At 68.0% G+C, this 21,312-nt stretch carries 14 protein-coding genes; 6 read left to right on the top strand and 8 right to left on the bottom strand.

Annotated features, from left to right (window positions below; translation table 11 throughout):
- Window positions 1-88: 88 nt before the first annotated feature.
- Window positions 89-1,045: a TIGR01620 family protein gene (locus tag DK368_RS15940; protein ID WP_240002530.1), complete on the bottom strand. Its 957-nt coding sequence runs from the start codon at window positions 1,043-1,045 to the stop codon at window positions 89-91.
- 95 nt (window positions 1,046-1,140) lie between these two features.
- Window positions 1,141-2,556, bottom strand: coding sequence for a YcjX family GTP-binding protein (locus DK368_RS15945; protein ID WP_114395025.1), 1,416 nt, complete (start codon window positions 2,554-2,556; stop codon window positions 1,141-1,143).
- Between the two features lie 289 nt (window positions 2,557-2,845).
- Here DK368_RS15945 and DK368_RS15950 point away from each other — a divergent pair, with 289 nt between their 5' ends.
- From DK368_RS15950 to DK368_RS15970, 5 genes are all read left to right on the top strand, one after another.
- On the top strand, window positions 2,846-5,740 hold the full coding sequence (locus tag DK368_RS15950) for an EAL domain-containing protein (protein ID WP_114394964.1): 2,895 nt from the start codon (window positions 2,846-2,848) through the stop codon (window positions 5,738-5,740).
- 254 nt (window positions 5,741-5,994) lie between these two features.
- A complete protein-coding gene (locus tag DK368_RS15955; RefSeq protein ID WP_162306057.1) occupies window positions 5,995-8,232 on the top strand; it encodes a DUF1302 domain-containing protein in 2,238 nt (745 codons plus the stop codon).
- Window positions 8,233-8,279: 47 nt separating this feature from the next.
- Window positions 8,280-9,620 (top strand): DUF1329 domain-containing protein, encoded by a 1,341-nt coding sequence (locus tag DK368_RS15960; protein WP_114394966.1) that lies wholly within the window; start codon window positions 8,280-8,282, stop codon window positions 9,618-9,620.
- Between the two features lie 84 nt (window positions 9,621-9,704).
- A complete protein-coding gene (locus DK368_RS15965) occupies window positions 9,705-10,688 on the top strand; it encodes a WD40/YVTN/BNR-like repeat-containing protein (RefSeq protein WP_114394967.1) in 984 nt (327 codons plus the stop codon).
- 5 nt (window positions 10,689-10,693) lie between these two features.
- Window positions 10,694-13,087, top strand: coding sequence for an efflux RND transporter permease subunit (locus DK368_RS15970; RefSeq protein WP_240002531.1), 2,394 nt, complete (start codon window positions 10,694-10,696; stop codon window positions 13,085-13,087).
- Window positions 13,088-13,227: 140 nt separating this feature from the next.
- Here DK368_RS15970 and DK368_RS15975 read toward each other — a convergent pair whose 3' ends face one another.
- The 6 genes from DK368_RS15975 to DK368_RS16000 form a co-directional block, all read right to left on the bottom strand.
- Window positions 13,228-15,114: an autotransporter domain-containing protein gene (locus DK368_RS15975; RefSeq protein WP_162306058.1), complete on the bottom strand. Its 1,887-nt coding sequence runs from the start codon at window positions 15,112-15,114 to the stop codon at window positions 13,228-13,230.
- Between the two features lie 308 nt (window positions 15,115-15,422).
- Complete coding sequence (locus tag DK368_RS15980; RefSeq protein ID WP_193552303.1) at window positions 15,423-15,803, bottom strand: c-type cytochrome; 381 nt, start codon at window positions 15,801-15,803, stop codon at window positions 15,423-15,425.
- Window positions 15,804-15,939: 136 nt separating this feature from the next.
- On the bottom strand, window positions 15,940-16,287 hold the full coding sequence (locus tag DK368_RS15985; RefSeq protein WP_114394970.1) for a hypothetical protein: 348 nt from the start codon (window positions 16,285-16,287) through the stop codon (window positions 15,940-15,942).
- 135 nt (window positions 16,288-16,422) lie between these two features.
- The gene (locus tag DK368_RS15990) at window positions 16,423-16,962 is read right to left on the bottom strand and encodes a hypothetical protein (RefSeq protein ID WP_114394971.1); all 540 of its coding nucleotides are present in this window, start codon (window positions 16,960-16,962) and stop codon (window positions 16,423-16,425) included.
- The gene (locus DK368_RS15995) at window positions 16,959-17,570 is read right to left on the bottom strand and encodes a hypothetical protein (protein WP_114394972.1); all 612 of its coding nucleotides are present in this window, start codon (window positions 17,568-17,570) and stop codon (window positions 16,959-16,961) included. Before DK368_RS15995 ends, DK368_RS15990 begins: the two co-directional genes overlap by 4 nt.
- Before the next feature lie 111 nt (window positions 17,571-17,681).
- Window positions 17,682-18,713: an NADP-dependent oxidoreductase gene (locus DK368_RS16000; protein ID WP_114394973.1), complete on the bottom strand. Its 1,032-nt coding sequence runs from the start codon at window positions 18,711-18,713 to the stop codon at window positions 17,682-17,684.
- 356 nt (window positions 18,714-19,069) lie between these two features.
- Between DK368_RS16000 and DK368_RS16005 the strand changes: the two genes are divergently transcribed.
- A complete protein-coding gene (locus DK368_RS16005; protein WP_155524600.1) occupies window positions 19,070-21,223 on the top strand; it encodes a TonB-dependent siderophore receptor in 2,154 nt (717 codons plus the stop codon).
- Window positions 21,224-21,312: the final 89 nt, after the last annotated feature.

The raw sequence follows: 21,312 nt of genomic DNA on the forward strand, positions 1-21,312 counted from the left end.
TATATCCGCTCCCGCCGGGCTCGGCTCACCGGGACCAGGGCGGAGCCAGGGACCAGGGCGGAGCCAGGGACCAGGGCGGAGCCAGGGATCAGCGTCTTTCCTTCGGCAGGGCCAGCAGGGCCTTGCGGATGTCGGTCAGGCGGGGACGCCTGTCCTCGGCGAAGGGCAGTGGCCGGCAGAGATGCATGGCGGTCAAGCCGATGCGGGCCACCAGCAGCCCGTTGACCAGCCCCTGGGCCAGGCGGGAGGAGACGGCGCCGACCACGCCCGCCCCCAGCGCCTCCGCCACCAGACTGTCGCCGGATTCGGCCAGGCCGGCGATGCCCATGTTCGTCACCATGCGCCGCAGCAGCCGGGCCGAGCCGAGCAGCCCCGGCCGCGCGGCATAGAGGCCGGCCACCTCCCGCAGCAGCCGCATGGTCCGCCACAGCACCAGGGCCGTGTCCAGCAGGGCCGACGGGCTGAGGGTGGTTCCCAGGGCCACGTCGCGGCTGGCCTTCAGCACCAGCCGGTAGGCGGCCCGGTCCAGCGGCGCCAGCAGCGTGGCCTCGGTCAGGTCCAGCAGCTCGCGGTCGTCATGGGCATCGGTGACGCTGGCCGTCAGCGCGCGGCCCGCGGCCGCCATGTCCCCCCGTCCGGCATAAAGGCCGGCGACGCGCCGCATCAGGGGCGCCGCACCGCCATGACCGCCCGCCGCCCGCAGCGACAGGGCGCGGGTCCGCAGCGCATCCACCTGCTGCAGGCGGAAATAGGCCCGCGCCTCCCGCCCGGCCAGCAGGCCCAGGCTGCCCACGGCCAGGGCACCCAGGCCCGACAGCACGCCGCCCAGCCAGGGCGACAGGGCGAAGGCGCGGCCGATGAGGTCGGCCGTGTCGAAGCCGACGGCCACCAGCACCAGCGCCGCCAGCGACCCGGCCAGCACCCTGGCCGCCCGCAGCCGGCGGCGGGGGGACGGGGGCGGCAGCCCCTCCCCGTCCAGGGCCGCATCCAGGGCCGCCGCCTCTTCCGCCGGGGCAGGCACCGCCCGGGCGGGATCGAACTCCATCGGCGGAATCCAGGCCGGCCGGCTGGCTGCCGCAGCGACTCCTGTCTCGGCCCCCCGGCCCCTCTCGGGAGAACGCCCGTGATCGCGTCCCGCGCTCATGCCAGCCGATCTCCCACCAGGAACTCCAAGGCCTTGTCCAGACGGATGTTGGGCAGGCCGCGCCCGTCGCGGCCCAGGCCCGGCGGCGGGCGGAAATCGGTGAAGTTGAAGCGGCCGGCCGCGTCCGCCCCGATCTCGTGGTGGCTGGCCGGCACCTCGCCGGGGAAGACCACCACCGGCCTGTCGCGTCCCAGGGGGATGCCCTGGACGCTGGGCAAGGGCTGCCCCTGCCAGTCCGCCAGCACCGTGTCGGTGGCCTTGACCGAGGCCAGGGCGAGGGTGCGCAGCTCCGCCCCGCTGAAGCGGATGGCGCCGATGGGACCGGCCAGGAAGCTTTCCAGCAGTGCCGCCAGATGGGCATGCTGGGCCGCGGCCACATGGTCGGCCTTGGTGGCGGCGAACAGCACGCGGTCGATGCTGGCCCCGCCCAGCCAGCCCAGCCAGCCGCCGCTGCCATGGCGGAAGCTCTCCAGCGTGGCGGCCAGGGCGCGCTCCAGATCGGCCAGTCCCGGCGCCCCGGCATTGAGGGCGGAGAGCACGTCGACCAGCACCACCTGCCGGTCCAGCCGGGCGAAATGCTCGCGGTAGAAGCGGCGCACCACCTTGTCCTTGTAGGCCTCGAACCGCTGGGCCATCAGGGCCTGGAGCGACCCCGGCCCGGCCGCGGCCCGTGGCGGCAGCGGCGCGAAGGTCAGCACCGGCGCTCCCTCCAGCTCCCCCGGCTCCAGGAAGCGGCCGGGCTGCAACAGGCTGAGTCCGACGCGGCTGGCGCGGCAATCGCGCAGATACGCGGTATAGCGGTCGGCCAGCCGGCGCGCCGTGGACTCGTCGGCCGGCCCGGCCGGGTCCAGCGTGTCCACATCCTCCAGGAAGGCGCGGGACAGCGGCGCCCGGCCCGGCCCCGCGGCCAGATCCAGCATGGTCCGCGACCAGGCGGCATAATCCTGGCCCAGCATGGGCAGATCCAGCAGCCATTCGCCGGGATAATCGACAATGTCCAGGGTCAGGGTGGCGGTGCTGGTCAGCTGGCGGCGCAGCCAGGCCCGGGGCGTGAAACGCAGGGCGATGCGGATCTCACTGACGGCGCGGGTGGCCTGGGGCCAGCCGGGATGCGGCGCCATCAGCTGGGCCAGATGGCCTTCGTAATCGAATCGCGGCACGGCGGGATCGGGCTGCGGCTCCAGGCGCGCCGCCCGCAGCCGGCCGCCGGACACCGCCTCCAGCAGCGGCAGGCGCCCGGCCAGCAGCAGATTGTTCAGCACCGAGGTGATGAAGACGGTCTTGCCCGAACGGCGCAGCCCCGTGACTCCCAGCCGCAGCGTGGTCCCGGCCAACCGATTGGCCATCTGCGCCAGCCCGTCGGCTGCCCGCTGGCCCGCATCGCCCAAATCCCCGATCAATCCACGCGACACCACACCTCCGTACCCTGACGGCCACGCCGTACCGGAAGGCGGCCGTGGACCGTGGTAAGTCTTGATAAGTCGGAAACGGCGCGGGCCGCGTCAAGGAAGGCGCAATGGAATTGTCATATCCAACGCGGAAGTGGCAGTCTAATCTTGGCTTGTGGGACGTCGGACCGCTGTGGGAACAATGGACGACTATGGCATCGGCCGCCGGACTTCGTGTTCGGCCGAGGAGCGGGATTGTGGCGTCGGGCATTGAACGGGCAATATCCTGTGACTGTAGACGGCATGGGTGGCCATGAATTCCGCATTGCCCCCGGCTGACGCGACCGGCGCGCCGCTGACGACCACCTCTGCGGCCGAGGCCCCGGTGCTGGTGCCCCTGCGCAAGCGCCTGTCCTTCAAGCAAGCCCGCAACACCGCCCTGCTGACCCTGGTTCTGGGCATGGTGCTGAGCACCGCCCAGATCACCATCGACCTGCTGGACATGGAACGGAAGTCCGACCAGCTGGTGCAGCAGGTGCTGGCCACCCTGCAGGAACCGGCGGCCGAGGCCGCCTATGCCTTCGACCAGGCCCTGGCCGACCGCGTGCTGACCGGCCTGTTCGAGTACCGCCCCGTCTACCGGGCCGTCATCCTGGAGGATTTCGGCAACCAGCTGGCGGCCAAGGAACGCCCCCAGGCCACCAGCCGCCTGTCCTGGCTGGCGGAACTGCTGCTGCCGCAGGAAAAGACCTTCGCCATCCCGCTGATCATCGAGCGCCACAACCAGAATGTGGGCGAGATGCGGGTCAGCATCGACCGGCTGCAGATCGCCGAGGAGTTCTTCCGCCGCGCCGGGATGGTGCTGGCCACCGGCGTCGCCTGGACCGTGTCGCTGGCCCTGATCCTGGTGGTGATGTTCTACACCAGCCTGACCAAGCCGTTCCTGCGCATGAGCGCAGCCATCGCCGCCATCAATCCGGCCCGGCCGGCCGAGCGGCTGTTGCCGGTGCCGGCGCAGCACGAGGATGATGAGCTGGGCCTGCTGGCCAAGACCACCAACGCCCTGCTGACGCAGTTCGACCGGTCGCTGGTGGAGCGCGAACGCACCCAGGATGCCCTGCGCGAGCGCGAGGCGCGCCTGTCGGGCATCATGGACAATGTGGCCGACGGCATCATCACCCTGGACGAGGAGCTGCGGATCGAGACCATGAACGCGGCCGCCCTGACTCTGTTCGGCTACGAGCCGGCGGAGGTGCTGGGCCAGCCCTTCGTGACCCTGATCCAGGACCGGGACTGGACCCGGGTGGCCATGGCGTTGATGGCCTGCCTGCGCCGGATGGACGACAGCCGCCTGCGCGACGGCCGGGCCGAGATCCACGGCAAGCGCAAGACCGGCGATGTTTTCGCCATGGCCTTCGGCGTCAGCCAGATGCATCTGGGCGACCGGCATACCGCCATCTGCGTGGTCCAGGACATCACCGCCCGCAAACGCAACGAACAGGCCCTGCGCGAAAGCGAAGAGCGGCTGAAGCTGGCCGTGCGGGCCACCCGCTCCGGCGTCTTCGACATCGACTATGTCAAGGGGACCTGGTGGTGGAGCCCGGAATTCATCGAGATGCTAGGCTATGACGCCGCCGAGGCGCAGCATGCCTTCAAGCTGTTCGAAGGTCTCCTGCATCCCGACGATCGCGACACGGTGATGGGCCGGATGCAGCGTTATCTGGCCGGTGATGTCAGCGATTATCTCTCGCTGTTCCGCCTGCGCCACAGCGATGGCAGCTGGGTCTGGATCGAGGCCCGCGGGCAGGTCCTCCGCGACGATCAGGGCAAGGCATTGCGCTTCACCGGCACCATGTCGGACGTGTCCGACCGCAAGCGGTTCGAGGAGCAGCTGATGTATGTCAGCACCCACGATCCGCTGACCGGCCTGCCCAACCGCAGTCTGGTCCAGGACCGGGTGCGCCATGCCCTGGCCCATGCCGAACGCAAGGGCACCACCGTGGCCGTGCTGTTGCTGGACCTGGACCGGTTCAAGCTGATCAATGACAGTCTGGGGCACCAGACGGGCGACAAGCTGCTGCGGGCCATGGCCCAAAGACTCACCGCCAGTGTCCGCGCCGCCGACACCGTGGCACGCCAGGGCGCAGATGAATTCCTGATCCTGGCCGAGGATCTGCCGGACCCGCAGATGGCCGGGCGCATCGCCGAGACCATCCTGCTCGGCATGTCCCGCCCCTTCAACATCGACGGGCAGCAGTTGTTCGTCACCGGGTCCATCGGCATCAGCCTGTATCCGACCGACGCCGCCGATATCGACGCGCTGATCCGCGATGCCGATACCGCCATGCATACGGCCAAGGTGGTGGGCGGCAACGGCTTCCGCTTCTTCACCCCGCAGATGAACGAAGTGGCGGTGACGCGGCTGTCCACCGAGCGCGCCCTGCGCGAGGCGCTGGAGACGAACCAGTTCCTGCTGCACTACCAGCCCAAGATCGATCTGGAGAGCATGGCGGTGGTCGGCGTCGAGGCGCTGATCCGCTGGCGGCACCCCGAACGGGGCTGGGTCAGTCCCGCCGATTTCATTCCGGTTGCGGAAGAAACGGGCCTGATCATTCCGATCGGGGATTGGGTGCTGCGGGCCGCCCTGACGCAGATCCGCGACTGGATCGACCGTGGCTTCGCTCCGCTGCCGGTGGCGGTCAATGTGTCGGTGCGCCAGATCACCTCCACGGAATTCGGGAAGCGGGTATGGACGCTGTGCCGCGAATTCGATGTCAGCCCGGATCTGCTGGAGTTGGAGATCACCGAGACGGCCATGATGTCCAATCTGGCCAGCATCGCCGATGCCCTGGCCGAGGTGCGCAGCCATGGCATCCGCATCGCCATTGATGATTTCGGCACCGGTTATTCCTCGCTGTCCTATCTGCGCCGCCTGCCGATCACGACGCTCAAGGTGGACCGTTCCTTCATCGCCGACGCCACCACCAACACGGACACGGCCGCCATCGCCGCCACCATCATCGCCATGGGTCGCCAGTTGGGCCTGACGGTGGTGGCCGAGGGAATCGAAACCGAGGACCAGTTGGACTTCCTGCGGTTGCACCGCTGCGACGAGTTGCAGGGCTACTTCATTTCCAAGCCCCTGCCGCCGAGCGAGCTGGAAGCCCGGTTCATGCAGGCCCGGACGACGGTTGCTGTCGCCGACTGACCGGGGGAACGCAACTTTCTTACGGGTCCAAAACCCGCAAACAAGCGCTAACCCCTTGTTACGTCTAGGTAAAGCGTGTCCTTTTTGCCAGGGACGCCAAACGATTTGCACGCCGTCACATGCACGGGCGCATAGAAGCCTTGACGTGCCGACATACCGTGTTTACTGGTCGGAGAGTGCCAATCCCCGCCCGGGAACGAGGCCGGCAAACCGATCCGATCCGGGCGCAAAAAAACCTGAGTGAGGAGGAACGCATGGCCCGGAAGTGCGCGCTGTTGGGGCGCCTCTCCCCCCGTATGCTTGCAGGTGTCAGTGCCGTGGCCATCCTGGCCCCCTTGGTGGGGGCGGGTGAGGCCCAGGCGGTCCAGTTCAATCGCGGCGACCTGTCCGGCAGCTTCGATACCACCCTGACCCTGGGCGCCCTGTTCCGGGTCCAGAGCGCCGACCCCGATCTGATCGGCGTCGCCAATGGCGGCCGGGCCTATTCCATCAATGGCGACAATGGCGATCTGAACTATGACAAGGGGCTGGTGTCGCTGGCGGCCCGCGCCACGCACGAGCTGAAGCTGAACTACGCCAATCTCGGCGCCTTCGCCCGCGCCACCTATTTCTATGACGCCGTCAATGCCAAGAAGGACAGCAGCAGCTTCGCCCGTACCGGCAAGTTCGACCTGTCGGATGAGGCGGTGGACCGTGTCGGCCGCGACTTCGAGTTGCTGGATGCCTTCGTCTTCGGCGATTTCGCCATGGGGGAAAGCGGCAATGTCAGCGTCCGCCTGGGCAACCAGGTGCTGAGCTGGGGTGAAAGCACCTTCATCGCCAACGGCATCAATGTCATCAGCCCGATCAACGTGTCGGCCCTGCGCATCCCCGGCTCCGAGCTGAAGGAAGCCTTCCTGCCGGTGCCCATCGCCGACATCAATGTCAGCTTCAACGAGAATTTCTCGGTCGAGGCCTTCTACCAGTTCAAGTGGGACAAGACCGAACCCGAGGCTGCCGGCACCTTCTTCAGCACCAGCGACGCCATCAGCCCCGGCGCCGACCATCTGTTCATCGGCTTCGGCAACTACCTGTTCACCGACAGCCGCAACCAGGGCGCGGTCCCCGGCTCGGCCCAGGGGGTGTTCCCGCGCTCGCTCTATCCCAACCCGGCCCTGGACGGTCCGCTGACCTGCATCGGCGTGCCGGGAACGGTGACCCTGCGCCACCCCTGCAACTCGCTGACACCGTTCGGCACCGTGGTCCCGCGGCTGGAGGATGACGAGCCCAGCGACCAGGGGCAGTTCGGCTTCGCCGCCCGCCTGTTCTCGCCCGACCTGATGAACACCGAGTTCGGCGCCTATTTCATCAATTACCATTCGCGCCTGCCGGTGCTGAGTTCGCAGCTGGCCACCTACGAGCAGTTCCTGGTGCCCGGCAACAGCTCACGCTTCACCGATCTCAGCGGCTACCGCGCCGAATATCCCGAAGACATCCAGCTGTTCGGCCTCAGCTTCAACACCAACATCGCCGGCATTTCACTCCAGGGTGAATACAGCTTCCGCAAGGACCAGCCGCTGCAGCTGGACGATGTGGAGCTGCTGCAGGCCACGCTGGCGGCCCCCAGCGTGCTGGGCAGCATCAGCCAGGGCCAGGCCGCCGGCACCGCCGCTGCCCAGCAATCCTATCAGACGGCCGTCAACCAGGTGCTGCAGATCGCAGCCCCGACCCTGGTCGGCACCCCGTTCACCAGCCTGCCCGCCCCCCTGCAGAGCGCGGTGCAGAGCCAGATCGCCGCAGCCGGCGGCCCGGCCAGCTATCAGGCCGCGCTGACCGCCGGCGCCACCGCCGGCGCCAACCAGGGGGCAGCGGGTGCCGCCGCCCTGTTCAACACCAACCAGATCGTGCGCCGCAACGGCCTCATCCCCACCAGCAGCGCGGCGGCGGCCACGGCCTTCCTGGCCCAGAACTATTTCGGCAAGCGCCTGCAGGGCTGGGAGCTGTTCGACGTCTCGCAGTTCCAGATGACGGCGACCAAGACCTTACCGCCCATCGTCGGCGCCGATCAGGTGGTGCTGCTGGGCGAGGCCGGCTTCACCTGGGTCCACGACATGCCGGGCGGCGAGACGCTGCGGCTGGAAGGCCCCGGCACCGTGGTCGGCGGCAACCCGGCGTTCCTGGGCCGGGGCGGCATGCCGGATGTGGCCACCGACGGGTTCGGCACCGAGTTCAGCTGGGGTTACCGCATGGTCGCCCGCTTCGACTATCTCAACGCCTTCAACGGCGTCAATCTGTTCCCGTCGATCAGCTGGCAGCATGATGTGCAGGGCACCACGCCGGCGCCGCTGGGCAACTTCGTCGAGGACCGCATGGCCATCGGCCTGGGCCTGCGCGCCGTGGTGCGCGAGACCTATACCATCGACCTGAACTACTCCACCTTCTTCGGCGGTGGAAACCGCAACCTGATCAGCGACCGCGACTTCGTGTCGGCCAGCATCAAGTACAGCTTCTAAAACAGGCCGCGACCAACGCGGCACGGAACGATAACTGGGAGGACGCCATGGTGAGTATGAAAGCGGTACTGCTTGGCGGCGCACTGGCCCTGGCCATGTCCGTTCAGGGCATGGCACAGGACGCGTCGGAGCTGGGCAAGAGCCTGACCCCGATGGGCGCCATCAAGGCCGGTAACGCCGATGGCAGCATTCCGGAATGGACCGGCGGTCAGGTGACGCCGCCGGCCGGCTGGAAGGCGGGAGAGCTGGAGATCGATCCCTACAAGGCGGACAAGCCGCTGTTCACGATCGATGCCAAGAATATGGACAAATATGCGGAGAAGCTGCCGGAGGGGCTGAAGGCCCTGATGAAGCAGTATCCGGATAGCTACAAGATGAATGTCTATCCGACGCACCGCAGCGCCGGCTATCCCGATCGCATCTACAAGGAAACCGCCGCCAATGCCGGCCGCGCCAAGCTGGCCGAAGGCGGCAATGGTGTCGAGGGGGCCAAGGAAGGCATCCCCTTCCCGCTGCCGAAGACCGGTGTGGAGGTGGTGTGGAACCATCTGCTGCGCTACCGCGGCACCGACACGGTGCGCCGCGTCGGCCAGGCCAATCCGCAGGTCGATGGCAGCTACACCATGATCATGCTCGAAGAGAGCGTGAAGTACCTCTACAGCGCCCCCGGCGGCACCGACGGCAACATCTCCCTGTATTTCCTGCAGGAGGTGGTGGCCCCGGCCCGTCTGGCCGGTGAAATCCTGCTGGTGCATGAGACCATCAACCAGGTCAAGGAGCCGCGCAACGCCTGGACCTACAATCCCGGCCAGCGCCGCGTCCGCCGTGCGCCCAATGTGGCCTATGACAATCCCGGCACGGCCTCGGACGGGCTGCGCACCAACGACAATTTCGACATGTTCTCCGGCGCGCCCGACCGCTACGACTGGAAGCTGGTCGGCCGCAAGGAGATGTATGTGCCGTACAACGCCTATACGCTGCACGGCAAGGACGTCACCTACGACCAGATCATCAAGCCGCGCCACATCAACCAGGATCTGGCCCGCTACGAGCTGCACCGGGTCTGGGTGGTGGAGGCGACGCTGAAGCCGGGCACCAGCCATGTCTATGCCAAGCGCACCTTCTATGTGGACGAGGACAGCTGGCAGATCCTGGTGGCCGATCATTATGACGGCCGCGGCCAGCTCTGGCGGGTGGGCGAGAGCCACGGCATCTCCTACTACAGCGTGCCGGCCTACTGGTCGACGCTGGACGTGCTCTACGACCTGCAGTCCGGCCGCTACACCGGTCTGGGCTTCGACAATCAGGAGCCGCCCTACAGGTTCGACGCCAACCTGACGGCGGCCGATTTCTCGCCCGACTCGCTGCGGCGGGCCGGTGTTCGCTGATCCCGTCTGACCCAGGGCCGGCCGGGCAACCGGCCGGCCCCTTTCTTTGAACGGACCCTTCCCCTGCCGAGCGCTGCAAACACCATGATTTTTCGCCCCCTGGTCCTTGCCTCCGTTCTCACCGCCCTGGCCGCCGCGCCGTCCGCGGCCCAATCGACGGGCACGCCGGCCGCCGCGCCCGCTGACGCCGCCATGGCCATCCATCCCGCGGTGCTGGCGCCCCTGGCCGCCAAGTCGCTGCTGCTGGCGGCCGCCCGGGCCGGCGACCGGCTGGTGGCCGTGGGCGAGCGCGGGCACATCCTGCTGTCGGATGACAACGGCACGAGCTGGCGCCAGGTGCCGGTGCCGGTGGATTCCGCCCTGACGGGCGTGTCCTTCGTCGATGCCAGGACCGGCTGGGCCGTGGGGCATGACGCGGTGATCCTGCACACCACCGATGGGGGCGAGAGCTGGACGCTGCAGCATGCGGACGCGGCGCTGGAGCAGCCGCTGCTGGATGTGCTGTTCGCCGACGCCCAGCATGGCGCCGCGGTCGGCGCCTATGGCCTCTATCTCGAAACCGCCGACGGCGGACGCAGCTGGACCCCACGCAAGATCGGCGAGGAGGATTTCCACATCAACGCCATCATCGCACCGTCGCCGCAGACGCGGCTGGCCGTGGGCGAGTTCGGCAGCATTGCCTTCAGCCCCGATGCCGGGGCCAGCTGGACAGCCCTGGCCTCCCCCTATGAGGGGTCTTTCTTCGATGCGCTGGCCCTGGGACCGGACACCTTCCTGGTGTTCGGCCTGCAGGGCCATGTCTTCCGCAGCGCGGATGCCGGCCAGAGCTGGACCGAGATCGCCACCGGCACCACCGCCGGCCTGATGGGCGGCACCCGGCTGGCCGATGGCCGCATCATCCTGGTCGGCGCCCAAGGCTTCCTGCTGACCAGCACCGACGACGGCCGCAGCTTCAAGACCGAGCGGCGGGCCGACCGCGTGGCCCTGGCCGACCTTATCCAGGCGGCCGACGGCAGCGTTATCTTCCTGGGCGAGGCCGGCGCCATGACCGCCCAGCCCGGATCCTGAGCGAGATGCACCAGATCATGCAGCAGAGCTTCCTTCAGACGCTGGAATCCTGGACGTTCCGGAACCGGGTCCTGATCCTTGTCGTCTTCTCCGCGCTGACCCTGTTCATGGGCTGGCAGGCCTCGAAGCTGCGCGTGGACGCCGGCTTCGAGAAGGGCCTGCCGCTGCAGCACGAATATATGCAGACCTTCACCCAGTACCGGGACGAGTTCAACGGCGCCAACCGCATCCTCATCGCGCTGTCCGTGGACAAGGGTGACATCTACACGCCCGAATTCATGACCCGGCTGAAGAAGGTGACCGACGCCGTCTTCTTCATCCCAGGTGTCGACCGGGCCAGCGTCACCAGCCTGTTCACGCCCAATGTCCGCTTCATTGAGATCGTCGAGGACGGCTTCGCCGGCGGCAACGTCATCCCGGCGGAGTTCCAGCCCAACGAGGAATGGCTGCCCATCGTCCGCGAGAATGTGCTGAAGTCCGGCCAGGTCGGCCGGCTGGTGGCGGAGGATTTCACCGCCGCCCTGGTCAGTGCCCAGCTGGTGGAGCGGGACCCCCGCACCGGCGACAAGCTGGACTATCTCGACGTGGCCAAGCGGCTGGAGGCCATCCGGGCCGAGTTCGAGGATCACGAGCAGGCGGGCAACGCCCCCCATGTCCAGATCCACATCATCGGCTTCGCCAAGGCCATCGGTGATATCGCCGACGGGGCCAAGAGCGTGGTGCTGTTCTTCGGTGTCGCCCTGGTCATCACCGCCCTGCTGGTCTACGGCTATGGCAAGAGCTGGCTGATGACGCTGACCATGCTGGGCGTGTCGCTCTGCACCGTCATCTGGCAGTTCGGCCTGCTGGTGCTGCTGGGCTTCGGCATCGACCCGATGTCGATCCTGGTGCCCTTCCTGGTCTTCGCCATCGCCATCAGCCACGGCGTGCAGAATGTCGGCACCATCACCCAGGAGATGGGCAAGGGCGCCGATGCCTTCACCGCCGCCCGCATCAGCTTCGAACGCCTGCTGATCCCCGGCGCCTCGGCCCTGCTGACCGACGCGCTGGCCTTCGTCACCATCGCCATCATCCAGATCCAGATGATCCAGGAGCTGGCGGTGGCCGTGTCCATCGGCATGCTGATCATCATCATCACCCATCTGTGGGTGCTGCCGGTGGTGCTGAGCTACCTGCCGCTGGGCGATGCCTACCGCAAGCGTGTGGCCGGCCAGGTGGACCGTTTCGACCGGCTGTGGGAGATGATGGCGGTGTTCGCCCGCCCGCGCGGCGCCATCGCCATGCTGGTGGCCGGCCTGCTGGTGCTGGGCTGGTCCTGGCAGACCCAGGAGCACATGATCGTCGGCGACACCGAGGCCGGCGTGCCGGAACTGTGGCCCGACAGCCGCTACAACCAGGACGCCCAGCTGATCTCCAGCCGCTTCGCCATCGGCGTGGACATCATCCAGGTCATCGCCGAGACACCGGCCAATGGCTGCATCCTGCATCCGGTGATCCAGGAGATCGACAATTTCACCTGGGCCATGGCCAATGTGCCGGGGGTGCGCTCGACCATGTCCATGGGCACGGCCATGCGGCTGGTCAATGCCGGCTGGAACGAGGGCAACCTGAACTGGCGGGTGCTGCCGCGTGACAGCCAGGTGCTGGTGCAGGCCCAGAGCAAGATCGAGACCTCCACCGGCCTGCTCAATGCCGACTGCTCGGTCATGCCGATCATGATTTTCACCGAGGACCACAAGGCCGAGACCATCCAGCGCGTCGTCAACGCGGTGAAGGCCTATCAGGTGCGCAATCCCGAGGTGAAGCTGCGTCTGGCCACCGGCAATGTCGGCACCATGGCCGCCACCAACGAGGTGGTGACCAAGGCGGAAAAGCCCATGCTGCTGCTGGTCTATGCCGCGGTGATCTTCTTCTGCCTGCTGACCTTCCGCTCGGTGGTCGGCTCCATCGCCACGGTGCTGCCGCTGATCGTGGTGTCGATCCTGTGCAATGCGCTGATGACCGTGCTGGGCATCGGCCTGAAGATCAGCACCCTGCCGGCGGCGGCCATCGGCGTCGGCATCGGCGTGGATTACGGCCTCTACATCTTCAACCGGCTGCAAAACTATCTGAAGCACGGGCTGAACTTCGCGGATGCCTATTACCGCACGCTGCAGGAAACCGGCAGCTCGGTCATGCTGACCGGCCTGACCCTGGCCGTGGCCGTGGCCACCTGGATGTTCAGCGATCTGAAGTTCCAGGCCGACATGGGCAAGCTGCTGACCTTCATCTTCCTGGCCAACATGATCGGCGCCATCGTCATGCTGCCGGCCGTGGCGGCCCTGCTCTACAAGATCTTCCCCAAGCTGTTCGAGAACGAGGTCAAACGCGCCTCCCAGCGCACCTTCGCCGCGCACTGACCCGGGCGCGGCTGGCCAAAGGACGGGCCGCAGGGGCAACCCTGCGGCCCTTTTGCTTGTGGCGGTCCCACACAGCCGGCGGACAGCAAAAGGGCCGCGGGAACGATCCCGCGGCCCTGTCTGGCCCGAAGCCGGGCAGATCAGAACTGGAGTTTGACCCGGCCGACAAAGGCGTTGTCGTCGCGGTCGCCGGTGAACTGGCCTTCCCAGCCCAGGGTGGCGGCGATGCTGCCGGACTCGAGGGTCAGGCCCAGACCGCCGACCAGCCTTCCCTCGTCACCGGAGCCGGATTCCATCATGTTGCGGCCGCTGCCCGGCAGGTTCGAGAAGATGCGGCGGTTATCGTTCAGGAACTCGTACTCATAGGCGATCTTGATGGTCGGCAGGATGGCCATGCCGGCATCGCCGAAGCGGCCCGCCGCCGAGACGCCCAGCGAGCCGACCAGGGATTCGGCATCGAACTTCTTGACCTGCAGGTTGAGGAAATTCGCCCCGTCCTCGGTATAGCCGTCGACGGTGATATTGGCATAGCGCAGCCCGGCCACCGGGCCGATCGACAGAGTCCCCACGCTGGGGGTCCAGCCCACGGTGGCGCCGGCACCATAGGTGTTGGCGAAGGTCGATCCTTCCGCCTCGGCATAATAGGGGAAGCGGGTGGCACGGCCGATATCGTAGCTGCCATAGCTGTAGCCCAGCCAGCCGTCGAACCAGAGCGCATCCACCGCTGCCGTACCATAGGCCAGGATGCCATAGCTGTCGGCATCGACCTTGCCGTAATGCGCATCGGTCTTCAGGTCGGCATTGGCGTAGCTGAAGGCCAGGCCGACCAGCAGATGCTGGTCCACCTGATAATCCACGCCGGCCCCCAGGCTGTAGCCGTCATAGTCGAAGCCGAACTGGCCCTCGATCTCGTCCTGGTCGCCATCCACATAGGAGCCGAAGGTGAACAGACCGTAGCGCCCGTCGCGGCCGGCCTGGGCGCTGGGCTGCATCGCGGTGACGCTGCCGCCGCCGAGGCGGGCCGCCGCCATGCGGCCGGCCACGGCCTGGCTGCCCAGGTCGAACAGGCGCAGTCCCAGCTGGGTGGCCGTGGTGATGGCCGCCGGCGCCTCATAGGTGGCCGACAGCGAGGCATCGGCCAGTTGGGCGATGATCTGATGCGCCGCCGTGGTGGGATGCACCGGGTCGTTGAACACGGTGGTGGCCGCCCCGGCCGCCGTGGCGCAGGCGCCCGTCGGCACATAGGTCCCGCCGGCTCCCGCTGGCACCGTGCAGGGGACGGTGGTGTTGGTCAGGCCGTAAAGGCTGGTATTGGCAGCCATGTCGCGGAACAGGCGGTTGACATCGACCACGGTGACGGTCGCCCCTTGTCCGCGCAGCCCCTGGGCCACGTCCTGGACGGCCTGGGCGTGCAGGTCGGACAGCTGGTCGGCACTGGCCTTGGTCGCCTCCGTCTGCGCACTGGTGGCTGGAATGCGCCCCAGCGGCGGCAGGTTGACCAGAAGAAAATCGCGGGCCCCGGCCGTATAGAGCCGGCCGGCCTGGGTGCGGACGGTGGTCGCCACGGCGCCGATGGTGGTCTGCACCTGGGTGGTGCTGGGGGCCGTCGCCCCGCCGAGCAGGGCCAGATAGTCGTTCCCGCCGATCCACAGCCCCACCAGCCGGTTCGAGGGCAGGGTCGGGTTGGCGGCCAGATAGCGGTCCACCTGCGGCGTCAGATCGGTCAGCGCCCCGACCGGCGTCGCACGGGTGACGGCGGTGGCGCCGCCGAAGGCCTGGCTGTCCACGGAGATGCCGCGCAGGCTGGCCAGATACTCCGCCCAGACCTGACCGTTGCTGAAGCGGCCGTTGGTGACGTTGGCCCCGGTGGGAGCGGGCTGGCCCAGGATACGGGCGAAATTGTTGGTGTCGCTGAGACTGTCGCCGAAGATCACGGCGGAGGAGAAGTCGAACGGCTCGGCGGCCGCGCCACCCGCCAGAGTCAGAATCGTGGCGGCTGCCGTGGTGGCAAGGAGATGACGAATCATGGGTGCTGCTTCCTCCCAAGGGCCGGGCATCTGATGCGCCCGTGCTGTGACACCCAACCGTAGCCAAACCGTCACGATGGGGAAAGAGAATGCGTGCAGGGGTGCCGGAAACTGCCGGTTAACCGTGGCAGAGCGGCAACCGTTCGCCCGCCATCGTGTTGGCATGCCGCCGTCCCGCCGGACGGGAGACCCCGGCCGACCGGCCCATCGGCAAGGAAAAGGGCGGCCGGTGACCGGCCGCCCTTCAATATTCATCGCGTGCATCACAGGTCCCGGTGGACCGGCAGGCCTACCCGCCTGCCCGGGTCTCAGCCCTCGGAGGCCTTGTGCAGATAGGCGATGAGGTCGGCGCGGTCCTGGGCGTTGGGCACGCCGGGGAAGGCCATCTTGTTGCCGGGCAGGAAGGCCTGCGGCTTGGTCAGCCACTGGTCCAGCTTGTCCGGCGTCCACTCGAAGTTCGCCCCCTTCAGCGCGTCGGAGTACTTGAAGCCCTCCACCGCCGCGGTGTGACGGCCGAACAGGCCGTGCAGGTTCGGGCCGACCTTGTTCGGGCCGCCCTTCTCGATGGTGTGGCAGGCCTTGCAGCGGGCGAACACCTTCTCGCCCTTGGCGGCATCGCCGTCCTCGGCGACGGCGGCGGTGGCGACCAGCGCGAGCGCCAGACCGGCAGCGGCAGCAAACAGACGCATAATGGGAGCACCCTCAACTTGGTGTGGCAGAGTTGAACCCGCAGGCTATGCCTGCCCCCGACGGGGGTCAACGCGCCTGCGGCGTGCGGTCGCGGGGCATTTGGTCAGGGTGGCGGGGCCTCGGACGCGGCGGCACTCAGCGGCAGCGCAGCCGGGCTGCGGCCCGTGCCACCAGCATGCCGAGCGCGGCACCGGCCGCCGCCGGCAGCGCGGCCACGGCGGCGGAGATCAGTCCGCGGTCCAGGCCCGTCATCTGACTGCCCGGCAGATCGGGACCCAGCAGATTGGCGGCCAGCACGCCGATGGCCAGCCCCAGCACCGCCGATAGCGCCCAGCGCGGAGCCGCCGCCGTCAGGATGAAGCCGGAGACGGCCAGCATCAGCAACGTCCCCTCCAGCTCGGCGGCCGTGAGATCCCACAGGCCGGCGCAGGCGCCGGACAGCAGGGACAGGACGGTCAGCAGCAGAGATTTGGCGGTCAGCATGGCGATTGGCCGGAAACAGGGGGCGGGATCATCCGACCCTTAATAAGGGGGGCGATTGCGGCGGAAGCCTGTCATCCCCCCGGCCAAGGCTTGGCTTTTCGTCCCCCTGGGCGTTTGCGGTCCCGTCAAAGGCCCCTAGAGGCTGTCGCCGGTCCCCTGCAGCGGCTCCGGCGTGCCGACCACGTAGCCCCGATCGGCGGGAAAGCGGGCCGATGTCTTGGCCTCTGCCAGTTTGGCTGCCGCCGCCCAGACCACATAGCGGCGCCCCTGGCGCCAGGACTCGGCCAGGTCGGCCGGCGCGTTGCGGGACAGGCTGCCGAAATGGGGATGCCGCACCGTGAGCACGAAACAGCTGTCTCCCTCCTGACGGCGCTCATCCACCACATAGAGCTGGGATTCCGAGCCGGCGCGGGCCCGTTCCACCGATGCCTCGCCCTGGTCGATGCCACCGGTCAGCCGGGCCAGTTCCCGTTCCATGCCCCGCACTTCCCGCCGCAGATCCAGGCTGCCCTTGGCCTTCTCCCGCATCTGGGCCACGGCCTGCTGCAGCTTGCGCCGCCGCACCAGATGCAGGTGCCGGACGCGGCGGATGCGCTGGGACACCGATGCCGCCACCTGCGCCGCCGTGACCAGACCGCCCAGCAGACCGAACCACAGGCCGAGATGCTCCATCATGACAGACCATCCGACCGGGCTGCCGTCGCAGGTGCAGAGACCGCCCCGTCCGCATCGCCGGACTCGGAGATCTCGATGATGAAAAAGCCCATGGCCGGCGGGAAAGCGCGTTCGATCATCACCTTGGCTTCAGCGATGCTGTAGGTCCAGACCAGCACCTGCTGCGACCGCGCCCAGGATGGCGACAGGGTCGGGTGCTCCTTGCGCTCCGACTGGGCACGCTGGACGTGACGGTTCACCACCTGGGCCAGGAAGCGGCGGGCCGGGCGTTCCGGCCGCTGGAAGGCATCCTCCTCCCCCAGCACCCGCATCAGCTTGGAGCGGCTGACCTGCATATCGGCCACACGGCGCGTGACCATGTAGTGGCGGCGCCGGGCCGATTTCAGCTGGGCATCCAGCTGGGCCAGCCGGGGCAGCAGGGCGGCCCGCCGCTGCTCGAACCGGTGGGACAGACCGGCCACCTTGCGCAGCCGGTCATCCAGACCGTCCACCCCCAGGCTGCGGGCGGCGGCCTGCTCCAGCAGATGTGCGACGGCCAGCCCGGTCAGATAGGCGATGCCCGCGACCGCCAGGAAGACGACCCCGGCCTCGACCAGATTCTGCAGCATGCTCCGCCATCCGATAAACCCGCGCGCAGTATAGGCCGGACAGGACGGCGGACGGAAGCGGAGGCAGGCCGGCCATGCAGCCGCCGGCCCGCCCCGACCAATGCCGTGGGATCAGCCCCGCGCCGGCTCCTCCGACACCTGGAGCGCCAGCTTGCCGGTATTGCCGCCGGTGAACAGCTTCTTGAAGCTGGTGATGGTGTTCTCCAGCCCCTGGTCCAGATCCACCTTCCACTTGATGCGGCCCTCGGCGATCCAGGGACCCATCTCGGCATACAGCTCGCCCAGGCGCGGGGCGTAATCCAGCACCAGGAATCCCTCCATGCGGGCGCGGCGCGACACCAGGATCGACAGGTTGCGCGGGCCGGGCTGGGGCTCGGTGGCGTTGTACTGGCTGATGGCGCCGCAGAAGGCGATGCGGGCCTTGATGTTGAGCAGATCCAGCACCGCCTCGCCGATCTCGCCGCCCACATTCTCGAAATAGACGTCCACACCGGCGGGGCAGGCGGCGCGCAGTTCCTTGCGCCAGCCCTGCGCCTTGTAGTCCACGGCGGCGTCGAAGCCCAGCTCCTCCACCAGCCAGCGGCCCTTCTCCGGCCCGCCGGCGATGCCGACCACGCGGCAGCCCTTCAGCTTGGCGATCTGGCCGACCATGGAGCCGACGGCCCCGGCCGCGGCGGAGACCACCACCGTCTCTCCCTCCTTTGGCTTGCCGATGTCCAGCAGGCCGAAATAGGCGGTGGCGCCGGTCATGCCCAGCGGCCCCATATAGGCCAGCAGCGGCAGGCCGGGAATGTTCGGCACCTTGCTGAAGGATTTGCCGTCGGTGACCACATAGTCGGCCCAGCCGCCCATGCCGCTGACCAGATCGCCGACCTTCACCTTGTCGTGGTTGGAGGCGTCCACCACCCCCAGCACCAGCCCGCGCATGGTGCTGCCCAGCGGCACCGCCGGCAGGTAGCTGTCATACTGCATCCACACGGCGTTGGTGGGGTCCAGCGACAGATAGATGGTGCGGACGCGGTACTGGCCGGGACCGGGCTGCGGCGCCGGCTCCTCGCGCAGGCTCAGCACCTGCTCGAAATTCCCCCCCTTGGGACGCTCGGTCAGCACCCAGTGCCGGTTCACGGCGGCATTGCTCGACATGGTTCCTCCTTGACGCAGTATTCGGGACACAGTGGTTGGGCGCCGCATTGGCCGCGCCGGGTGCGGGGTTCATCCCCGTTCGCCGCCAGCATCGGCGAAAGCACTGCCGGCCTCAACGGAAAAAACGCACGATCGTTCGTTATATGCGGTCTGTGGCCGGGTACGGACGTGGCCTGTCGGTCACAGGCCACGGCTCCAAGGACAGCGGGCCGGAGCAAGGGCTTTACAAACCGGGGACGCATCCGTATGCCTGCGCTCGAAATGCAAATCATTTGCATTATTAGTCTCAGTCCGGACTGGCGCAGCCTGTCCCGGCCCAACCGATCGGCGTCGACGAGGGGAAAATGAGGGGAACGATGATGCGGCACGGCGCGGCGATGAGCGGACACGGCACACTCCGCCCGGCCCTGCGCCGCGGGGCGGCCGCGGTGGCCCTGCTGGCCCTGGGCACACCGGCCCTGGCCCAGACCGCGACGTCGCCGGCCCCCTCCCAGACCGAGGAGGTGGTCGTCATCGGCCAGCGTCTCCCGGGCAGTTCGGCCGTGAAGAGCGATGCGCCGCTGATCGAGACGCCCATGTCCGTCAGCGTGATCGACGCGGACCGGATCGACCTGCTGGGCCAGCTGACGGTCAACCAGGCCTTGCGCTACACCGCCGGCATCACGCCGGAGACGCGCGGTGGCGTGGTCACCCGCTACGACCAGTTCACCCTGCGCGGCTTCGCCATCAACAACAGCTTCTATAACGGGCTGTCCGGCATGTATGCCGGCTGGTACGCCCTGATCCAGCCGGACGTGACGACGCTGGAACGGGTCGAGGTCCTGAAGGGGCCGGCCTCGGTGCTCTATGGCAGCAGCACGCCCGGCGGTCTGCTGGATCTGGTCGGCAAGAGGCCGGTCGACCATGCAGTCAACAGCGTCGATCTCACCGTCGGCAGCCGCGACCTGTTCGGCCTCAGCGCCGACCTCGGCGGCCGGGTCGACAGCGACGGGAAGGTGCTCTACCGGCTGGTCGCCACGGCCCGGCGCGGCGACGGCCAGGCCGTGACCACGGAAAACGAGCGCATGGTCCTGGCTCCCTCGCTGACCTGGAAAGCCGGCGAGAACACGACACTGACCCTGCTGGGCCTGTTCCAGCGCGACCCGAAGTCCGACGGCTATGGCGGCGTCCCGGCACTGGGGTCGGTCATGGACAACCCGCTGGGCAAGGTTTCGACCCGCTTCTATGACGGCGAGCCGGGCTTCGAACGCTATGACCGTACCCAGAAGATGGCGGGCTATGAGGTGGAGCACCGCTTCAACGACATCTTCGCGGTGGAGCAGAACCTGCGCTGGCAGGATGTGGAGACGGATTACCGGCAGGTCTATGCCAGCGCCCTGGCCGCCGACAACCGGACCCTGTCCCGCGCCTCCATCTACTCCGTGGAGGATGCCGAGGGCGTGGCCGTCGATACACGGGCCAAGGCCGACTTCGCCACCGGCGCGGTGCGGCATATGGCTCTGGTCGGCGTCGACTACCAGACCCAGGACGCGACCATGGAGATCGGCTATGGCGCGGCGCCGAGCATCGACATCTTCAACCCGGTCTACGGCCAGACCATCGCCCAGCCGCCGGTCTATTACGACATCGATATCGACTTCCATCAGACCGGCCTGTACGCCCAGGACCAGATGAAGCTGGACCGCTGGGTGCTGCTGCTGGCCGCCCGCCACGACTGGTACAAGCAGACCCAGACCGCGCGCCGGCCCCTGGCCGGCGAGCAGGTGGTCGACCAGGGCAAGACCACCTATCGCGGTGGCCTGCTGTATCATTTCGACAGCGGCTTCGCCCCCTACATCAGCTACAGCCAGTCCTTCGAGCCGGAGGGCGGCGTGGACTTCAATGGCCAGCCCTTCGACCCCACCAGCGGCGACCAGTGGGAAGCCGGCGTCAAGTATGAGACCCGGGACAAGCGCACCCTGGTCACGCTGTCCGCCTTCCGCCTGACGCGGGACAACATCACCACCACCGATCCCGACCATCCCGGCTTCTCGATCCAGACCGGGGAGGCGCGGTCCCGCGGCGTGGAACTGGAAGCCCGCATCGGCCTGACCGAGACGGTGGAGGCCAATGCCGCCTACACCTACCTCGACATGGAATACACCAAGGACAACAGCGGCCTGAAAGGCAAGACCCCGACCGGCGTGGCCGAGAACACGGCCAGCCTCTGGCTCTACAACACCTTCCGCGACGGGGCCCTGAAGGGCCTGGGCCTGGGAGCCGGCGTCCGCTATGTCGGCAAGACCTGGGGCGATGCCGAAAACAGCTTCAAGGTTCCGTCCTACACGCTGGTCGATGCCGCCCTGCGCTATGACCTGCAGTCCCTGTCCGACGGGCTGGAGGGCTGGCGCCTGGATCTCAGCGTCAACAACCTGTTCGACAAGGAGCATGTCAGCTCCTGCTACTCCACCGCCTGGTGCTGGTACGGCGCCACCCGCACCGTCCAGGCCGGCCTGCGCAAGAGCTGGTAATACCCGTTTCGGGGCGCCCGGCGGCACGCCGCCGGGGTCCCTGAAGGCGGCGCCGGCGACGGACTCCAGGCAACTGGTTCTGAACAGCC

The organism is Oleisolibacter albus (genome assembly GCF_003336875.1).
Taxonomy (GTDB): Bacteria; Pseudomonadota; Alphaproteobacteria; order Azospirillales; family Azospirillaceae; genus Niveispirillum; species Niveispirillum album.

Excerpts from the sequence above, each read along its gene's own strand:
- DK368_RS15980 (WP_193552303.1), bottom strand. The coding sequence starts at position 15,803 with ATGCGTCTGTTTGCTGCCGCTGCCGGTCTGGCGCTCGCGCTGGTCGCC.
- DK368_RS16005 (WP_155524600.1), top strand. The coding sequence starts at position 19,070 with ATGATGCGGCACGGCGCGGCGATGAGCGGACACGGCACACTCCGCCCG.
- DK368_RS15975 (WP_162306058.1), bottom strand. The coding sequence starts at position 15,114 with ATGATTCGTCATCTCCTTGCCACCACGGCAGCCGCCACGATTCTGACT.
- DK368_RS15940 (WP_240002530.1), bottom strand. The coding sequence starts at position 1,045 with ATGGAGTTCGATCCCGCCCGGGCGGTGCCTGCCCCGGCGGAAGAGGCG.
- DK368_RS15955 (WP_162306057.1), top strand. The coding sequence starts at position 5,995 with ATGGCCCGGAAGTGCGCGCTGTTGGGGCGCCTCTCCCCCCGTATGCTT.
- DK368_RS15985 (WP_114394970.1), bottom strand. The coding sequence starts at position 16,287 with ATGCTGACCGCCAAATCTCTGCTGCTGACCGTCCTGTCCCTGCTGTCC.
- DK368_RS15995 (WP_114394972.1), bottom strand. The coding sequence starts at position 17,570 with ATGCTGCAGAATCTGGTCGAGGCCGGGGTCGTCTTCCTGGCGGTCGCG.
- DK368_RS15990 (WP_114394971.1), bottom strand. The coding sequence starts at position 16,962 with ATGATGGAGCATCTCGGCCTGTGGTTCGGTCTGCTGGGCGGTCTGGTC.
- DK368_RS15970 (WP_240002531.1), top strand. The coding sequence starts at position 10,694 with ATGCACCAGATCATGCAGCAGAGCTTCCTTCAGACGCTGGAATCCTGG.
- DK368_RS15960 (WP_114394966.1), top strand. The coding sequence starts at position 8,280 with ATGGTGAGTATGAAAGCGGTACTGCTTGGCGGCGCACTGGCCCTGGCC.
- DK368_RS15965 (WP_114394967.1), top strand. The coding sequence starts at position 9,705 with ATGATTTTTCGCCCCCTGGTCCTTGCCTCCGTTCTCACCGCCCTGGCC.
- DK368_RS15950 (WP_114394964.1), top strand. The coding sequence starts at position 2,846 with ATGAATTCCGCATTGCCCCCGGCTGACGCGACCGGCGCGCCGCTGACG.
- DK368_RS16000 (WP_114394973.1), bottom strand. The coding sequence starts at position 18,713 with ATGTCGAGCAATGCCGCCGTGAACCGGCACTGGGTGCTGACCGAGCGT.